Origin of the sequence: Baekduia alba (assembly GCF_028416635.1) — a bacterium.
Taxonomy (GTDB): Bacteria; Actinomycetota; Thermoleophilia; order Solirubrobacterales; family Solirubrobacteraceae; genus Baekduia; species Baekduia alba.
In genome coordinates this window covers 306,997-321,293 of sequence record NZ_CP114013.1, presented here as the reverse complement: position 1 = coordinate 321,293, position 14,297 = coordinate 306,997, and the positions used below count along the sequence as shown (strand labels likewise).

16 protein-coding genes are annotated in these 14,297 nt (G+C 74.7%); 8 read left to right on the top strand and 8 right to left on the bottom strand.

Translation table 11 applies throughout. The features are described 5' to 3' along the window. Positions 1-41 precede the first annotated feature (41 nt). Positions 42-701, top strand: coding sequence for a leucine-rich repeat domain-containing protein (locus DSM104299_RS01535; RefSeq protein ID WP_272475521.1), 660 nt, complete (start codon positions 42-44; stop codon positions 699-701). A 1-nt stretch (position 702) separates the two neighbouring features. On the opposite strand, the gene DSM104299_RS01530 is transcribed toward DSM104299_RS01535, so the two are convergent. From DSM104299_RS01530 to thiO, 6 genes are read right to left on the bottom strand one after another with little or no spacing between them, the layout of a single operon-like run. After that, positions 703-1,191 (bottom strand): hypothetical protein, encoded by a 489-nt coding sequence (locus tag DSM104299_RS01530; protein ID WP_272475520.1) that lies wholly within the window; start codon positions 1,189-1,191, stop codon positions 703-705. Beyond that, positions 1,188-1,955 carry a class I SAM-dependent methyltransferase gene (locus DSM104299_RS01525; protein ID WP_272475519.1) on the bottom strand — a complete coding sequence of 256 codons (768 nt, stop codon included), beginning with the start codon at positions 1,953-1,955 and terminating at the stop codon, positions 1,188-1,190. The genes DSM104299_RS01530 and DSM104299_RS01525 overlap by 4 nt, the downstream gene beginning before the upstream one ends. Before the next feature lie 18 nt (positions 1,956-1,973). Then, positions 1,974-2,450 (bottom strand): ester cyclase, encoded by a 477-nt coding sequence (locus DSM104299_RS01520; protein WP_272475518.1) that lies wholly within the window; start codon positions 2,448-2,450, stop codon positions 1,974-1,976. Next, positions 2,447-3,283 (bottom strand): thiazole synthase, encoded by an 837-nt coding sequence (locus tag DSM104299_RS01515; protein WP_272475517.1) that lies wholly within the window; start codon positions 3,281-3,283, stop codon positions 2,447-2,449. The genes DSM104299_RS01520 and DSM104299_RS01515 overlap by 4 nt, the downstream gene beginning before the upstream one ends. A gap of 8 nt (positions 3,284-3,291) precedes the next feature. Then, positions 3,292-3,492: a sulfur carrier protein ThiS gene (thiS, locus tag DSM104299_RS01510; RefSeq protein ID WP_272475516.1), complete on the bottom strand. Its 201-nt coding sequence runs from the start codon at positions 3,490-3,492 to the stop codon at positions 3,292-3,294. Beyond that, a complete protein-coding gene (thiO, locus tag DSM104299_RS01505; RefSeq protein ID WP_272475515.1) occupies positions 3,489-4,580 on the bottom strand; it encodes a glycine oxidase ThiO in 1,092 nt (363 codons plus the stop codon). Before thiO ends, thiS begins: the two co-directional genes overlap by 4 nt. Before the next feature lie 68 nt (positions 4,581-4,648). Here thiO and thiE point away from each other — a divergent pair, with 68 nt between their 5' ends. From thiE to DSM104299_RS01485, 4 genes are all read left to right on the top strand, one after another. Then, positions 4,649-5,728, top strand: coding sequence for a thiamine phosphate synthase (gene thiE, locus DSM104299_RS01500; protein WP_272475514.1), 1,080 nt, complete (start codon positions 4,649-4,651; stop codon positions 5,726-5,728). 66 nt (positions 5,729-5,794) lie between these two features. Next, the gene (lpdA, locus tag DSM104299_RS01495; RefSeq protein WP_272475513.1) at positions 5,795-7,138 is read left to right on the top strand and encodes a dihydrolipoyl dehydrogenase; all 1,344 of its coding nucleotides are present in this window, start codon (positions 5,795-5,797) and stop codon (positions 7,136-7,138) included. Between the two features lie 4 nt (positions 7,139-7,142). Beyond that, positions 7,143-7,754 carry a DsbA family protein gene (locus DSM104299_RS01490; RefSeq protein WP_272475512.1) on the top strand — a complete coding sequence of 204 codons (612 nt, stop codon included), beginning with the start codon at positions 7,143-7,145 and terminating at the stop codon, positions 7,752-7,754. Continuing rightward, the gene (locus tag DSM104299_RS01485) at positions 7,751-7,960 is read left to right on the top strand and encodes a hypothetical protein (protein ID WP_272475511.1); all 210 of its coding nucleotides are present in this window, start codon (positions 7,751-7,753) and stop codon (positions 7,958-7,960) included. Before DSM104299_RS01490 ends, DSM104299_RS01485 begins: the two co-directional genes overlap by 4 nt. 29 nt (positions 7,961-7,989) lie before the next feature. On the opposite strand, the gene DSM104299_RS01480 is transcribed toward DSM104299_RS01485, so the two are convergent. Then, entirely contained in the window at positions 7,990-9,294 is a 1,305-nt protein-coding gene (locus tag DSM104299_RS01480; protein ID WP_272475510.1) for a GAF domain-containing protein, read from the bottom strand. Between the two features lie 93 nt (positions 9,295-9,387). On the opposite strand from DSM104299_RS01480, the gene DSM104299_RS01475 reads away from it, so the two are divergent. From DSM104299_RS01475 to DSM104299_RS01465, 3 genes are read left to right on the top strand one after another with little or no spacing between them, the layout of a single operon-like run. Next, positions 9,388-10,884, top strand: coding sequence for an aldehyde dehydrogenase family protein (locus tag DSM104299_RS01475; protein ID WP_272475509.1), 1,497 nt, complete (start codon positions 9,388-9,390; stop codon positions 10,882-10,884). A gap of 39 nt (positions 10,885-10,923) precedes the next feature. Further along, a complete protein-coding gene (locus DSM104299_RS01470) occupies positions 10,924-11,778 on the top strand; it encodes a thiamine pyrophosphate-dependent dehydrogenase E1 component subunit alpha (protein WP_272475508.1) in 855 nt (284 codons plus the stop codon). Beyond that, positions 11,775-13,121, top strand: a complete 1,347-nt coding sequence (locus DSM104299_RS01465; protein WP_272475507.1) for an alpha-ketoacid dehydrogenase subunit beta — start codon at positions 11,775-11,777, stop codon at positions 13,119-13,121. The genes DSM104299_RS01470 and DSM104299_RS01465 overlap by 4 nt, the downstream gene beginning before the upstream one ends. Here DSM104299_RS01465 and DSM104299_RS01460 read toward each other — a convergent pair. Next, positions 13,118-14,266, bottom strand: coding sequence for a hypothetical protein (locus DSM104299_RS01460; protein WP_272475506.1), 1,149 nt, complete (start codon positions 14,264-14,266; stop codon positions 13,118-13,120). The genes DSM104299_RS01465 and DSM104299_RS01460 overlap by 4 nt on opposite strands. Between the last annotated feature and the right edge of the window lie 31 nt (positions 14,267-14,297).

Here is a 14,297-nt window from a genome sequence, read left to right as displayed (position 1 = left end):
GCGGGCTGGACCTGCGCGGCGAGCGGGCGATCCCGGCCGCGGTGTGGGAGCGCACCGCGGATCTCCTACGCCTGGTCGTCGCCGACATGGAGCTGGCCGAGCTGTCGCCCGAGGTCGGCCGCCTCGCCGCGCTGACGACGCTCGACGCGGCGCACAACGCGCTGACCGCCGTGCCCTCCGCGATCGGAGACCTCCGCGCCCTGCGGATCCTCTACCTCGGCGACAACGCCCTGACCGCCGTGCCGGAGGGCGTGCGCCCGCTGCGCGCGCTGGAGTACCTGGGCATCGACGACAACGCCATCGCCGCGCTCCCCGACTGGATCGGCGAGCTGTCGTCGCTGGTCGAGCTGCGCGTGCAAGGCAATGCCCTTACCTCGCTCCCGCCGGCGATCGGCGACCTCGCCGCGCTGCGCGAGCTCCACGTCCGCGGCAACGGGCTGACGTCCCTCCCGCAGGCGATCGGCGCGCTGCCCGCGCTGCGCGTGCTCGACCTCCGCGACAACGCGCTGACCACGCTGCCCGACACGCTCGCGGCGCTCCCGCGCCTGCGCACCCTCGACCTCCGCGCCAACCCGCTGCGCGCGCTGCCGAAGCTGCCGCCGTCGCTGGAGAAGCTCGACCTGCGCTGGACGCCGTTCTTCCCGGAGCTTCCGCCCGCCGCCCAGGCGGTTCGCGACCGCGGCGGCGTCGTCCTCAACTAGCTCAGTGGACGAGGACCTTGAGGCCCACCATCATGGCCCCGAGGCCGACGTTGAGCAGGCCGATCAGGACGCTGCCGCCGTGGCGGTAGCCGAGCGCGCGGCCGACGGCCAGGCCCCAGCCGAAGAGCCCCAACAGGCCCATCCCGATCGCGCCCCACCCGGCGGCCTCCCGCGACAGGACGCCGACGACGCCGAGCAGGAGCGGGATCGCCGGGCCGAGCGGCGCCGTGAGGATCGGCGCCTCGTGGTAGGCGTGCTGGCGCGCGAGGTCGCGCCAGCGGCGCTCCGGGTAGCGGACCCGCGACGCGAGCGTGTCGGCGTAGACGTGCACGACGAAGAACACGAGGCTCGTGATCAGGATGCCGCCGAGGACGACCGCCGCCTCGGCCTGCCCGGACTTCGTCAGGGCGATGATCACGGCCAGGACGAGGACCGTCCCGTAGAGGCCGCCGGAGCGCGGCGGGGGGACGTCGTCGACGGGGTCGCTCACGAGCGGCGCCCCGCCGTGTCCGCGACGACCAGCCGCGCGCCGACGTCGCACGCGTCCAGGTCCAGCAGCTCGGCGTTGCGCGCCGCCCAGGCGCCGCACTCCAGGTCGGCGGCCAGCGCGGCGACCGCGCGCGCCTCGACCGCCGGCCCGAAGCGCGACCACACCGACGTCACGGCGCGCACGTCCTCGCGCAGGTAGGCGTCGGGCCGGCGCCAGAAGGCGTGGAAGAACGCGTCCTCGCAGTCCCAGGGGATCGGCACCGGCGCGATCTCGGCGTCCGGCGTCAGGCATGTCGCCGCCCGGTCGGCCAACGAGGGGTGCGCGCCGGCGTACCGGTTGAACTCCGGGACGTAGTCGCGGATCAGCCAGAACGTGTCGGTCAGCGCGTTCTCCCAGTTGAACAGCACCACGCGCCGGCCCACCCGCGCGCACTCGCGTAGGCCGGCGGCGTTGTCGGCCCAGTGGTGGTCGCTCAGCACGGTCATGACGACGTCGAACGCGTCGTCGTCGAACGGGAGCGCCTCGGCGCGCGCGTCCACGCACGCCGCCGCGCCGGCCGGCCGCTGCGCGCGCATGACCGCGCTCGGCTCGACGGCGAGCACGTAGCGGTCGCGCGGCTCGTAGGAGCCGGCGCCGGCGCCGACGTTCAGGACCGTCCGCGCGTCGCCGAGCCCGGCCCAGATGGCCGCGGCGATGCGCGGGTCCTCCCGCCGGCCGGCGCCGTACCCCACGCCGATCGTGTCGTAGAGATCTCCGGCCCCCATGGCCCGGAGCATCGCCGCTCAGCCGCGGCCGCGCAATCCGAAGCCACGCAGGAGCATCAGCGCGCGCTCGCCCATGCCGCCGTGGGCGGGCAGGACGCCGACCTGGACGGAGGCGTCGTAGAGGTCGAAGAACGCGCGCACACGCCACAGCCGCTCGCGCGGCGGGTCCAGCTCGCAGTAGAGGACGGCGTGGACCGAGAACGCCTTGCGGGTCGGCGGGAACGACGGCAGCTCGCCGGTGTGCGTCCCGGCCAGGCGGATCGGCGCCGCGACGTAGCGCCCGTCGCTCAGCCGCTCGCCGGCCTTCTCGACGCGCGCGTCGGGCACCGCGACCCACAGCCGGGCGAAGTGGTCGCCGAGCGCGTCGCAGCCGTGCAGCGCCGGACCGGTCAGCGGATCCTCGTAATGGACGTCGAGCGCGCAGACCGCCGCGAACGCGCTGCGATCCCGCCCGACGAGCGCCGCCTGGAACCCGTCGAGCAGCTCGTCGGTCACTGCAGTGGGCGGGCGGGGTCGCTGGGATGGACGTATTCATCCGGCCCGCCGTCCGGATCTCCCCCCGCCGGATGGACGAACTCGGCGACGCCGGCCTCGGCGGTCGACGCCGTGGCGTGCAGCCGCTGCGGGATGCGGCCGGCGGTGCGAGCCAGCAGGCCGGCCTCGACGGCCAGGCGGATGGCGCGCGCCATCGCGACCGGGTCCTCGGCGCGGGAGATCGCGCTCGCGCACAGGACGCCGTCGCAGCCGAGCTCCAGCGCCAGCGCCGCGTCGCTCGCGGTGCCCACGCCGGCGTCGAGGATGACCGGCAGCGCGGTCTGCTCGCGGATCAACCGCAGGTTGTAGGCGTTGTTGATGCCCATGCCCGAGCCGATCGGCGAGCCCAGCGGCATGATCGCCGCGCAGCCGACGTCCTCCAGCCGGCGCGCCAGGACGGGGTCGTCGGTCGTGTAGGGCAGGACCACGAAGCCCTCGTCGACCAGCTGCTCGGCGGCGGCCACGAGCTCGACGGCGTCGGGCAGCAGCGTGCGCTCGTCGCCGATGACCTCCAACTTGACCCACTCGGTGGCGAACGCCTCGCGCGCCAACTTGGCGGTCAGGACCGCGTCGCGGGCGGTGTAGCAGCCGGCGGTGTTCGGCAGGACGCGCACGCCGGCGGCGTCGAGGACGTCCACGAGCGACCCGCGCGCCCCCGGATCGATCCGGCGCAGCGCGACCGTGACCATCTCGGTCCCGGACGCCGCGATCGCGTCGGCCAGCGTCTCCAGGCGCGGGAAGCCGCCCGTGCCCAGGATCAACCGCGATGAGAACTCCACCCCTGCGATGCGCATCGACCCCATCATCCTCCCTGGACCGCGATCAGCACTTCCACGCGCGCGCCGTCGGGCACCGCGAACGTCGCCCACGCCCCGCGCGGGATGACCTCGGCGTCGACGGCGACCGCGACCCCGCGGTCGGGCACGTCCAGCGCCGCCAGCAGCTCGGTGACCGTCGCGCCCGGTGCCACGGCGTCGGACGGCTCGCCGTTGATGATGATCATGCCGGGGCGCCCTCCGCGGCGAAGCGCTCGGGCCGGAGCGCGTGGTCGGGCCGGCCGCCGGTCAGCTCGTCGGCCACGAGCTCGGCGGTCAGCGGGCAGAGCAGGATGCCGTTGCGGAAGTGGCCGGTAGCCCAGACGATGCGCTCGTCGGCGGGGTCGGTCCCGACGATCGGCGCGTTGTCGGGCGTCCCGGGGCGCAGGCCGGCGAGCGCCTCCTCGATCTCCAGCTCGAGCAGGCCGGGGATCACCTCGCCCGCGTCGCGCAGCAGCTCGTAGACGCCGAGCGCCGTGACCGCGGTGTCGAAGCCTCGCTCCTCCATCGTCGCGCCGAGGTAGTAGCGGCCGTCGCCGCGCGGCACGAGGTAGCCGGGGGTGGGTGGGCCCCATCTCAGGACGCGGTCGCACAGGCCCGGGCCGGACGGGTCGCGCAGGCGCAGCGCCTGACCCTTGACCGGGCGCACGGGCATCCGCCGGCTCTCCCCCGCCCAGGCGCCGGTCGCGATGACGACGCGCTCCGCGGGCAGCGTCGCGAGGTCGGACACATCCGTCCCCGCGCGCACGTGCACGCCCGCGCGAACGCACGCCTCGATCAGCGCCGCCGTCACGCGGATCGGCTCGACCGCGTGGTCGTCGGGCAGCGCCAGCGCCAGCCGCAGGGACGGCGCCAGCGCGGGCTCGCGCCGCCGCGCCTCGGAGCCCAGCAGGCGCTCGACCTTCAACCCCATGCGCTCGCGCAGCGCGCGCTCGCGCTCGACGTGCTCGGCCTCGTCGCGGTCGCGGGCGAGCAGCAGCGAGCCGCAGGCGCGGTAGCCGACGTCGACGCCGGTCACATCGCCCAGCTCGGCCGCGAACGCGGGCCAGCGCCGCGCGCTCTCCAGGTTGTGGACGAGCAGCGCGCGCTCCTGCGCGTCGGCCTCGGCGACCGGCGCGAGCATCCCGGCCGCGGCGCGCGAGGCGCCGGCGCCGAGGTCGCCACGGTCGATCAGCAGGACGTCGAGGCCGCGCTGGCGCGCGCGCCACGCGACGGCGAGGCCGATGACGCCGCCGCCGACGACGGCCACGTCTGCGTGCGGGAGCGGGTTCGTCACGGCACGTCGAGCGTATCGCCGTGACACGGATGACACACCAGCGACACAGTTGGCACACTCCTCCGCCGATGTCCCTGCTTGAGCGACGCCGCGCCCGCCTCGCCGCCGCGCGCCTGTACCTCGTCTGCGACGCGACGCCCGGCGGGCGGCCGCTCGAGGAGGTGCTGGCGCCGGCGCTGCGCGGCGGCGTCGACGTCTTCCAGCTGCGCTGCAAGGACGCGACCGACGCCGAGATCCTGGCGGCGGCGACCGTCGCCCGCGAGTGGTGCGAGGTCGCCGAGGCGTTGTTCATCATCAACGACCGCCCGGACCTCGTGGCCGCGACCGGCGCCGACGGCGTCCACGTCGGCCAGGACGACACGCCGGTGGCGCAGGCGCGGCGGATCGCCGGACCGGACGCGCTCGTCGGGCTCTCCACGCATTCGCCGGACCAGGTCGACGGCGGCGCGGTCGCCGACTACATCGGCGTCGGCCCGGTCCACGTCACCCCGACCAAGCCGGGGCGCCCCGCGGTCGGGACCGACCTCATCACCTACGCGGCGCGCAACGCGAAGGTCCCGTGGTTCGCCATCGGCGGCGTCGACGAGGACACCATCGACCCGGTGATGGCCGCGGGCGCCAACCGCGTCGCGGTCGTCCGGGCGATCGCCGAGGCGCAGGACCCGGAGGCCGTGACGCGCCGGCTCGCCCACGCGCTCGAGATCGGCCCGCCCGGCGTGCGCCGGCCGCGCAAGTCCGCCGAGGAGCGCACGGCCGAGATCCAGGCGACGCTCGAGCCGCTCGCGCCCGGCGAGCGCCCGCCCGCGCTGGTCGTCGCCGTGGCCGCGGCGGTCGCGCTCGGCATCGTCAACCTCGGCCTCGCGGTCACCGGCCACAGCGGCAAGGGCGGCGCCGGCACGCTGATCGTCTACTGCGCGCTGATGTTCGCCGCGGCCTACGGCATGTGGACCAAGCGCTACCTCGCGGTCCTCCTGTTCCAGATCCTGCTCGCGATCCTGGTGGTCTTCTTCTTCCTCTTCCTGCTGCGCGCCTCGTCGGTCGGCGACGTCGCGCTGAGCCTCGCCGTGATCGTCCCGGCGGGCTGGCTGTTCTGGAAGCTGGTGCGCGTGCTCGCGCGCCTGCAGGTGCCGGCGCCGACGGCCGTCTGAACCGGGCGCCTGATCGCGGATCAGGCGCAGGTAGGGTCGGACCACCCGTTCGCTACATTGCGAGCTATGTCCGACACGACGTTCGATGTCATCGTCATCGGCTCCGGTCCCGGCGGCTACGTGGCCGCCGTGCGTTCGGCGCAGCTCGGCCTGAGCACGGCGGTGATCGAGCGCGACGACGTCGTCGGCGGTCGCTGTTTGAACTACGCGTGCATCCCGGCCAAGGCGGTGCTGCGCTCGGCCGACATCTTGAGCGAGGTCCGCGACGCCGGGGAGTTCGGGATCAGCCTGAACGGGACCGAGCCGACGGTCGACTTCGGCGCGATCGGCGAGCGGCGCACCAAGGTCATCACGACGCTGACCGGCGGCGTGTCGGGGTTGTTCAAGAAGAACGGCGTCGAGGTCATCGCCGGTGAGGCGTCGCTGACGCCCGACGGCCAGGTCAAGGTCGGCGACACGGTGTACACGGCCAACAAGGCGGTGGTGTTGGCGACCGGCAGCGTCAAGAGGGCGCTGCCGGGCCTGGAGTTCGGCGCCAACGTGATCGGGACCGAGGAGGCGTGGGCGCTGACCGAGCTGCCCGAGACGCTGGCGGTCATCGGCGCGGGGGCGTCGGGGACCGAGATCGCCAGCGCCTATCAGCGCCTGGGCTCGGACGTCACGTTGTACGAGGGCCTGGACCGGGTGCTGCCGACCGAGGACGCCGACATCTCCAAGGCCGCCGCCCGCGGGTTCAAGAAGCAGGGCATCACGGTCAAGACCAACACGTTCTTCGACCCGGCCGACGCCGGCGGCTTCGACTGGGTCGTGATCGCCGCCGGCCGCGGGCCGGATGTTGCAGCACTTGGTCTGGAGGCCGCCGGCGTCGAGCTGACCGAGCAGGGCCTGATCAAGGTCGACGGCGCGCTGCGCACGTCCAAGGCCAAGGTGTATGCCATCGGCGATCTCGTCCCCGGCCCCGCGCTCGCGCACAAGGCCTCAGACGAGGGGATCATCGCCGTCGAGGACGCCGCCGGCCACAAGACGCACCCGATCTCCTACCTCGACATCCCGCGCGCGACGTTCTGCACCCCGAACGTCGGCAGCTTCGGGCTGACCGAGGAGCAGGCCAGGGAGCAGGGCTACGACGTCGTCGTCGGCAAGGTCCAGTACGGCGCCGTGGGCGCGGGCACGGTCTACGGCGACCGCACCGGCGTCATCAAGATCGTCGGCGACAAGAAGTACGGCGAGATGCTCGGCGGCCACATCGTCGGCACCCGCGCCACCGAGCTCATCCAGGAGCTCGTCAACGTCAAGCTGCTCGAGGGCGGCTACAGCGAGGTCGCCCGCATGATCCACGGCCACCCCACGCTCTCCGAAGGCGTGATGGAGGCGGCACGCGCCGCCGACGGCTGGCTCATCCACGGCTGAGTCGATGGGCTTCGAGGTCACGCAGCACGGCGACGGCGCCCAGAGCGCCGCGCCACCCGCCCGCGCGGCCTTCTACTTCGACTTCGCCTCGCCCGAGGCGTACCTCTCCGCCGAGCGCGTGATCCAGACGCTGCCGTTCGCGGCGGAGTGGATCCCGATCCGCGCGCCGCGCGCGTGGAGCGACGGCTTCCGCTGCGCCGAGGAGCGCGCGATCGCCCAGGGCGAGATCGAGCGCGTCGCGGCGGCCCGGACGCTGCAGGCCCTGCGCTGGCCGCCTGAGGACTTCGACCCCGAGCCGGCGCTGCGCGCCGCGACCTACGCCAAGCAGATCGGGCGCATCGTGGCCTTCGGCCTCGCCGCGTTCCGCCAGGCCTACGCCGGCGGGCACGACCTCGGCGACACGGACGTCGTCCTGATCGCGGCGTCGGCGTGCGAGATGCACCCGCGCGCCGTGCTGCAGGCGATCGAGCGCGACGCGGTCACGCGCGCGCTGGACGAGGCGACCGAGCTGGCGGTGCGGCGCGGCGTGACCGTCGCGCCGACGGTCTGGACGCCGGACGGCGCGCTGCTGGAAGGGGATGCCGCCCTCGACATCGTGGGAACCCCGTCGCCATGAAGGCACGCGCTCGCTACGAGGTCCTGGTCGAACGCGACGCGATCGAGGTCGTCGACATGGACCAGGGCGAGGGCATCCTGTTCTGGGACTGCACCCCGCGCCAGCGCCGCCGCATGCACGAGGCGCTGATCCGCGACCTCGACCGCCTCAGCCCGCAGGACTTCCTGTACGAGTGGGCCGTGGCCGAGCCGTCGCAGTTCGACTGAGCCGGCGCAGCAGCTCGGAGCGGAGCACGTCAGGTGCTCAGGACCAGGCGCCGCAGGTGCGACAGGGCCGCGGGGCGGCGCTCGTCGTCCTCGAGCAGCGCGGCGACGAGCCGGCGGCAGGCCTCGAGGTCGTCGCGGCCGGCGGCCGAGTGGACCCAGTGGTGCAGCAGGTCCGTGTCGTCGGCGCGCAGGACGGCCTGGCGGACGCGGTGGTCCAGCGCCTCGCGCGCCTCGACGATCAGCGGCAGCTCCGAGCGCGGCAGCAGCGGCGCCTGGTAGGCGTCGAGCGCGGCCGACAGCGCGCCGGCGTCCGCGAGCTCCTGTGCCGCGAGGAAGTCCGCGCGCGGCGCCGCGTCGAGGCGGTAGGGCTCGGCCAGCAGGCGGCGGCCGAGGATCCGGCGCAGGCGCGACAGCTCGGCGCGCGCGGTCACGGGCTTGCCGAAGTCGCCGTGCGTCGCGATCGCGACCTGCTCGGCGCTCATGCCCTCCGGCCGCAGCGCTAACAGCACCAACAACTCCGAGTGGCGGCGTGAGAGCGTCACGGTCTGGCCCTCGCGGACGTCGACCTCGGCGCGGTCGCGACCCAGCGCGCGCACGCGCAGCCCGGGGCGCGGGACCGCGAGCGGGAACGCGCCGCGCAGCTCGGCGTCCTCGCGCGCCGCCACCGCGCGCGCGGTCGCCTCGCGCAGGAGCAGGCCCTCGACCATCCGCGCCGCCGCGGTCACCAGCGCGAGCGAGTGCGGGTGCGCGGTCTGCAGCGGGCCGGACAGGTCGAGCACGCCGAGCAGCTCACCGCTCAGCGGATCGTGGAGCGGCGCGGCGCTGCACGTCCAACCGTGGACCGGCGTCGCGAAGTGCTCGGCGCTGAAGACCTGGAGCCCGTGGTCGAGCGCGAGCGCGGTGCCCATCGCGTTGGTCCCGGCGCCGGCCTCGCTCCAGCACGCGCCGCGCTGGAGGTGCACGCCGGTCGCCTGGTCGATCATCCGCTGGTCGCCGTCGATCCACAGCAGCGTCCCGTCGGCGTCGCACACGAGGAGGACCTGCTCGCCCTCGGCGCGGACGTCGTCGAGCAGCGACCGCAGCACGCCCTCGGCGCGCGCGAGCGGCGAGCGCGCCCAGCGCTCGGACGCCTCGTCGCCGGCCAGCGCCAGCGGCGCGAGACCGCGCTCGGCGTCGACGCCGGCCGCGGCGCAGCGGCGCCAGGAGTCGACGATCACGTCGCGCAGCTCGGGAGGCGGCGGCGCGCCCGACAGCACGGCGTCGTGCGCGCGCGCCAGCCGCAGCGCGCTGCCACGCCGATCGCCCGTCGAGGGGATCGCGACCCAGGAGCTCATCAACCCACGACCGTTTCTACGCCCAACGCAACGGAGTTGCAACCCCCCTCCGCCTACCTTCGCGCCAACCCGTTTTCGAATGGAGGAGCAGACATGGCGCTCGACGCCCAGATCGACCAGGACGCACGGGCCTTCGTGGCCCGCGACCACCGCATGCTCATCGGCGCCGACTGGGTGGAGGCGGCGTCCGGCCAGACCTTCGAGACCTATGACCCGGCGACCGGCGAGGTGCTGGCCACCGTGCCGCGCGGCAGCTCGGAAGACGTCGACCGTGCCGTCAAGACCGCGCGCGCGGCGTTCAACCCCGACGCCCCGTGGCGCCGCATGACGCCGTCCGAGCGCGGCCGCGCCATCCACCGCTTGGGCGACCTCGTGCTGGAGCACGGCGACGAGCTCGCCACGCTGGAGACGCTGGACAACGGCAAGCCGCTGGCCGTCGCCAAGGCCGCCGACGTCCCGCTCGCCGCCGACCTGTTCCACTACATGTCGGGCTGGACCACGAAGAGCGGCGGCTCCACCCTGCAGATCTCGGTCCCGTACATGCCGGGCGCCGAGTGGCACGCCTACACGTTGCACGACCCCGTCGGGGTCGTCGGCCAGATCATCCCCTGGAACTTCCCGTTGTTGATGGCCTGCTGGAAGCTCGGGCCGGCGCTGGCGACGGGCTGCACGGTCGTGCTCAAGCCCGCCGAGCAGACGCCGCTGAGCGCGCTGCGCCTGGCCGAGCTGGCGCTCGAGGCCGGGATCCCGCCGGGCGTCATCAACGTCGTGACCGGCTTCGGCGAGGAGACTGGCGCGCCGCTGGCCGCCCATCCGGACGTCGACAAGGTCGCGTTCACCGGCTCGACCGAGGTCGGCAAGCTGATCCTCCAGGCGGCCGCGGGCAACCTGAAGAAGGTGTCGCTGGAGCTCGGCGGCAAGTCGCCGAACGTCGTCTACGCCGACGCGGACCTCGAGACCGCGATCCCGGGTGCGGCGAACGCGATCTTCTTCAACCACGGCCAGTGCTGCGCCGCCGGCTCGCGGCTGTTCGTCGAGCAGTCGATCTACGACGACGTCGTCGCCGGCGTCGCCGACCACGCGAAGTCGATCCAGGTCGGGCCGGGGCTCGACCCCGCCACGCAGATGGGGCCGCTGGTCTCCCAGGAGCAGATGGACCGCGTGTGCGGCTTCCTGGCGTCGGGTGAGACCGAGGGCGCCGAGACCATCACCGGCGGCAAGCGCCATGGCGACAAGGGGTACTTCGTCGAGCCGACCGTCCTGGCCGGCACCAACCCGCAGATGAAGGTCGAGGCCGAGGAGATCTTCGGCCCGGTCGTCACCGTGCGGCCGTTCGAGCAGGGCGGGCTGCCGCCGGACGCGAACGCGACGTCCTACGGCCTGGCCTCCGGCGTGTGGACCCAGGACCTCGGCAAGGCCCACCGCACCGCCAAGGCGCTGCGGGCCGGCACGGTGTGGATCAACTGCTACAACGTGTTCGACGCCGCCCTGCCGTTCGGCGGCTACAAGGAATCGGGCTGGGGCCGCGAGATGGGCGCCGAAGCCCTCGAGCTGTACACGGAGGTCAAGTCGGTCGTGACGCTCCTCTGATCCCACTCGGTCGGGCGTCGCGGGTACCCTCGTCCCGCGATGCCCGACCATCCCCTGGGAGACGCCTCCGCAGCGCTCGCGCGGTGGAGCGCGATGCTCCTGATGCGCCGGTTCGAGGAGCGCTCGGCGGAGCTGTACGAGCGCGGGCTCATCGGCGGGTTCCTGCACCGGTGCGGGAGCGAGGAGGCGGTGATCGCGGGCAGCGCGTCGGTGCTGGCCGGCGAGGACGCGGTCCTGACGACCTTCCGCGCCGTGCCGTGGGTGCTGGCGCGGGGCGGCGCGCCCGAACGCGTGATGGCCGAGCTGCTGGGCCGCGTCGACGGCGTGGCCGGCGGGCGCGGCGGCGCGACCCATGTGCTGGATGTCGAGCACGGGGTGCTCGGCGGCTGGGGCATCCCGGGCGGGCACGCGCCGGTCGCGGCGGGCGTCGCGCTGAGCGGGCGCCTCGCGGTGTGCGCGATGACGGCCGGCGCGACCGCGCAGGGCGTCGTGGGCGAGACGTGGGCGCTGGCCGCGACGTGGGGCCTGCCGGTCGTGTTCGTGGTCACGCGTGATGTTGGTGCGGTCGATCCGCCGGCCGCGTTGACCGAGCTGTTCGAGCGCGGCGCGGCGGCCGGCGTCGCCGGGCTGCGGTGCGACGGGATGGACGTGCTGGCGGTCGCGCACGTCGTCGGCGACGCGGTGGCGCGGGCGCGCGCGGGCCGGCCGATGTTGGTGGAGGCCTTGATCCGCCGCGACGTCGACGCGGTCGCGACGTTCGGCACGCGGCTGGAGGCCGAGGGCGTCCTCGATCCGGACGCGCGTGCCGAGATCGAGGCCGGCGTGACGGCCCGGATCGACCGGGCGGTGGCGTTCGCCGAGGCGTCGCGCGAGCCGCTGGCGAGCGAGCTGTGAGCGTCACGTACCGCGAGGCGCTGGGCGCCGCGCTGCTCGACGCGCTGGCCGCCGACGAGCGCGTCGTGCTGCTCGGGCAGGACATCGGGGCGCGCGGCGGCGCCTACGGCGTGACCGCCGGCTTGTTGGAGGCCTTCGGCCCGGCGCGCGTGCGCGACGCCCCGAGCTCGGAGGCGGCGCTGCTCGGGGTGGGCGTCGGCGCAGCGCTCGCGGGGATGCGGCCGGTCGTCGAGCTGACGACCGCGGCGTTCCTGCCGCTGGCCTACGACCAGCTCGTCCATCATCTTGCCGCGGCGCGCGCGCTCTCGGGCGGGGCGCTGCGGGTCCCGCTGGTTCTGCGCGTGCCGCAGGGCGCCGGCGCGCGGCTGGGTCCGGTGCACTCGGCGAACGTCGAGGGCTTGTTGCATCACATCCCGGGCCTGCGCGTGGTGGCGCCGGCGACGGTGGGCGATGCGCGGGGCATGCTGCGGGCGGCGATCGCCGACGACGAGCCCGTCGTCGTGCTGGAGCACACCGGGTTGTATGACCTGGTCGGCGAGGACGACGATGGCGGCGTCGCCGCCCTGGACCGCGCGGTCGTGCGCCGCGCCGGCGGCGACGTGACGCTGATCGCCGCCTCGCGCATGGCGGTCGTGGCGGCGCGGGCCGCCGAGACCTTGGCCGAGAAGCACGGCTTCGCGGCGACCGTGGTCGACCTGCGGTCGCTGCGCCCCTTGGACCTGGAGACCGTGCGGACCGCGGCGCGCGGCGCCAACGGGCGCGCGGTGATCGTCGAGGAGGGCTGGCCGAACGGCGGCGTCGGCGCGACGCTCGCCGCGGCGCTCGGCGGCCGCGTCGTCCGGGTGACGGGCGCCGACGCGTTCGTGCCCTACGCCCGAGCGCTGGAGGCGGCGGCGCTGCCCGACGAGGACGCCGTCGTGCGCGCGGCGCTCCCGCTGGCCCGCGTCCGCGACCGCCGCGCGATCGGCGGGCCCGATCACACCATGACGATCGAGATCGACATGGAGGCCTTGGTCGCCGCCCGCCGCGCCTCGGGCGGCCGCTCGCTCGGCGACCTCGTCGCCGCCGCCGTGCATGAGCTGCTCGGCCCGTTCGGCGAGGCCGCGATCGTCACCGACGGCGGCGCCGTGACGGTCCTCGGCGACAACCGCCGCACGAGCCCGCGCCTGCCCGCCGCGACGCTGGTGTTCGGCCCGGTGAAGACCAGCCCGGCCGCGGTCGACGGCGCCGTGACGATCCGCCACCTCGCCACGCTGACGCTTACGCTCGCGGCCGGCCTGGCGACCTCCGAGGACGCGACCACGCTCCTCGCCGCCCTGCGTGAGCGGCTCGAGGCGGGCTAGCGCCTCAGCGTCACCTTGAGGCGGAACGCCGCCGCACCGGTGCCGCCGGTCACCACCGCCGCGACCTTCTTCCTCTTCCGCAGCGCGGACTTCGCGGCCTTCGACAGCTTCACCTTGACCGTGGCGGTCTTGCCGGCCGCGATCTTGTACTTGGCGGTGCCGTAGGACACCACCTTGGGCTTCTTCCTCTTCGCCGCCGTCGTCGCGGTCGGGGCGACGAGGCGCAGCGTCCCGGCACACGCGGTGGTCAGCAGGCAGCGCAGCCGCAGCGCGGCGAGGCCGTCGCGCACGACCGCCGACGACGAGCCGGCACCGAGCGGGACCACCGCGGTCGGGATCGCCGGCGTCGGCGCGGCGACCGGCGCGACCGGCGGCGGCGGCGCGGGTGCGGGCGGCGCCGGCAGGCAGGCGGTCTGCGGGTTGGCGGGCGCCTGCGGCTGCGCGTTGCCGAGCGTCATCGGCACGCCGCACCAGTCGTACTGGAGCAACACCTCGTAGCCGTCCATGATCCCGACGTCGGTGTTGGACTCGCCGAGGGCGAGCGCCGGATGGAGGAACGTCGCCTGCGCCTGGTTGGCGGCCGAGCCGAAGAGGAAGCCGTGGCGGCCGCGGTCGTTGACCGGCAGCGAGCCGGGCCCGACGGCGACGACGACCAGGATGTCGTTGAACTGCGAGCCGTCCTGCGTGCCCACGCCCGAGCCGGCGGGCAGGTTGACCGCGAACTCGCTCACGGCGTTCGCGGTCGGCTGCACCTGGTCGCTGACCTGCTTGGCCGTGCAGCACAGCCTGCTGCCCGAGCTGACGATCGCGAACCGCAGGGGCGCGGGCGCGTCCCCGCTGCGGACCCGCACGCGCGTCACCGCGCCGGCGCCGCGCGGCACGTAGGTGTTGGCGATCGGCTGCGCGTCCGGCCCGTACTCGGTCGACCACCACATGCACGTCGTCGCGCCGGTGTTGATGAAGGTGATGGTCCCGTCGCTGGGCCCGATGTAGGGGCGCGCGAGGCACTGGTTCGCGCCGCTCGGGAGCGCGAGGTTCGCCGGCGCGGCCAGCGTGCTGCCGTTGGTCGCGAGCACCGGCGCCTGGGCCTGGGCGCCCGCGGCGAAGAGCAGCGACGACAACAGCAGGGCGACGAGCGTGCGCATCGCCGCCGAGCCTAGACGCGCGATCCCGGCT

Coding starts and splice junctions, on each gene's coding strand:
- DSM104299_RS01525 (WP_272475519.1), bottom strand. CDS start 1,955: ATGGGGGCCGGAGATCTCTACGACACGATCGGCGTGGGGTACGGCGCC.
- DSM104299_RS01515 (WP_272475517.1), bottom strand. CDS start 3,283: ATGCGCATCGCAGGGGTGGAGTTCTCATCGCGGTTGATCCTGGGCACG.
- thiS (WP_272475516.1), bottom strand. CDS start 3,492: ATGATCATCATCAACGGCGAGCCGTCCGACGCCGTGGCACCGGGCGCG.
- thiE (WP_272475514.1), top strand. CDS start 4,649: ATGTCCCTGCTTGAGCGACGCCGCGCCCGCCTCGCCGCCGCGCGCCTG.
- lpdA (WP_272475513.1), top strand. CDS start 5,795: ATGTCCGACACGACGTTCGATGTCATCGTCATCGGCTCCGGTCCCGGC.
- DSM104299_RS01490 (WP_272475512.1), top strand. CDS start 7,143: ATGGGCTTCGAGGTCACGCAGCACGGCGACGGCGCCCAGAGCGCCGCG.
- DSM104299_RS01485 (WP_272475511.1), top strand. CDS start 7,751: ATGAAGGCACGCGCTCGCTACGAGGTCCTGGTCGAACGCGACGCGATC.
- DSM104299_RS01480 (WP_272475510.1), bottom strand. CDS start 9,294: ATGAGCTCCTGGGTCGCGATCCCCTCGACGGGCGATCGGCGTGGCAGC.
- DSM104299_RS01475 (WP_272475509.1), top strand. CDS start 9,388: ATGGCGCTCGACGCCCAGATCGACCAGGACGCACGGGCCTTCGTGGCC.
- DSM104299_RS01470 (WP_272475508.1), top strand. CDS start 10,924: ATGCCCGACCATCCCCTGGGAGACGCCTCCGCAGCGCTCGCGCGGTGG.
- DSM104299_RS01460 (WP_272475506.1), bottom strand. CDS start 14,266: ATGCGCACGCTCGTCGCCCTGCTGTTGTCGTCGCTGCTCTTCGCCGCG.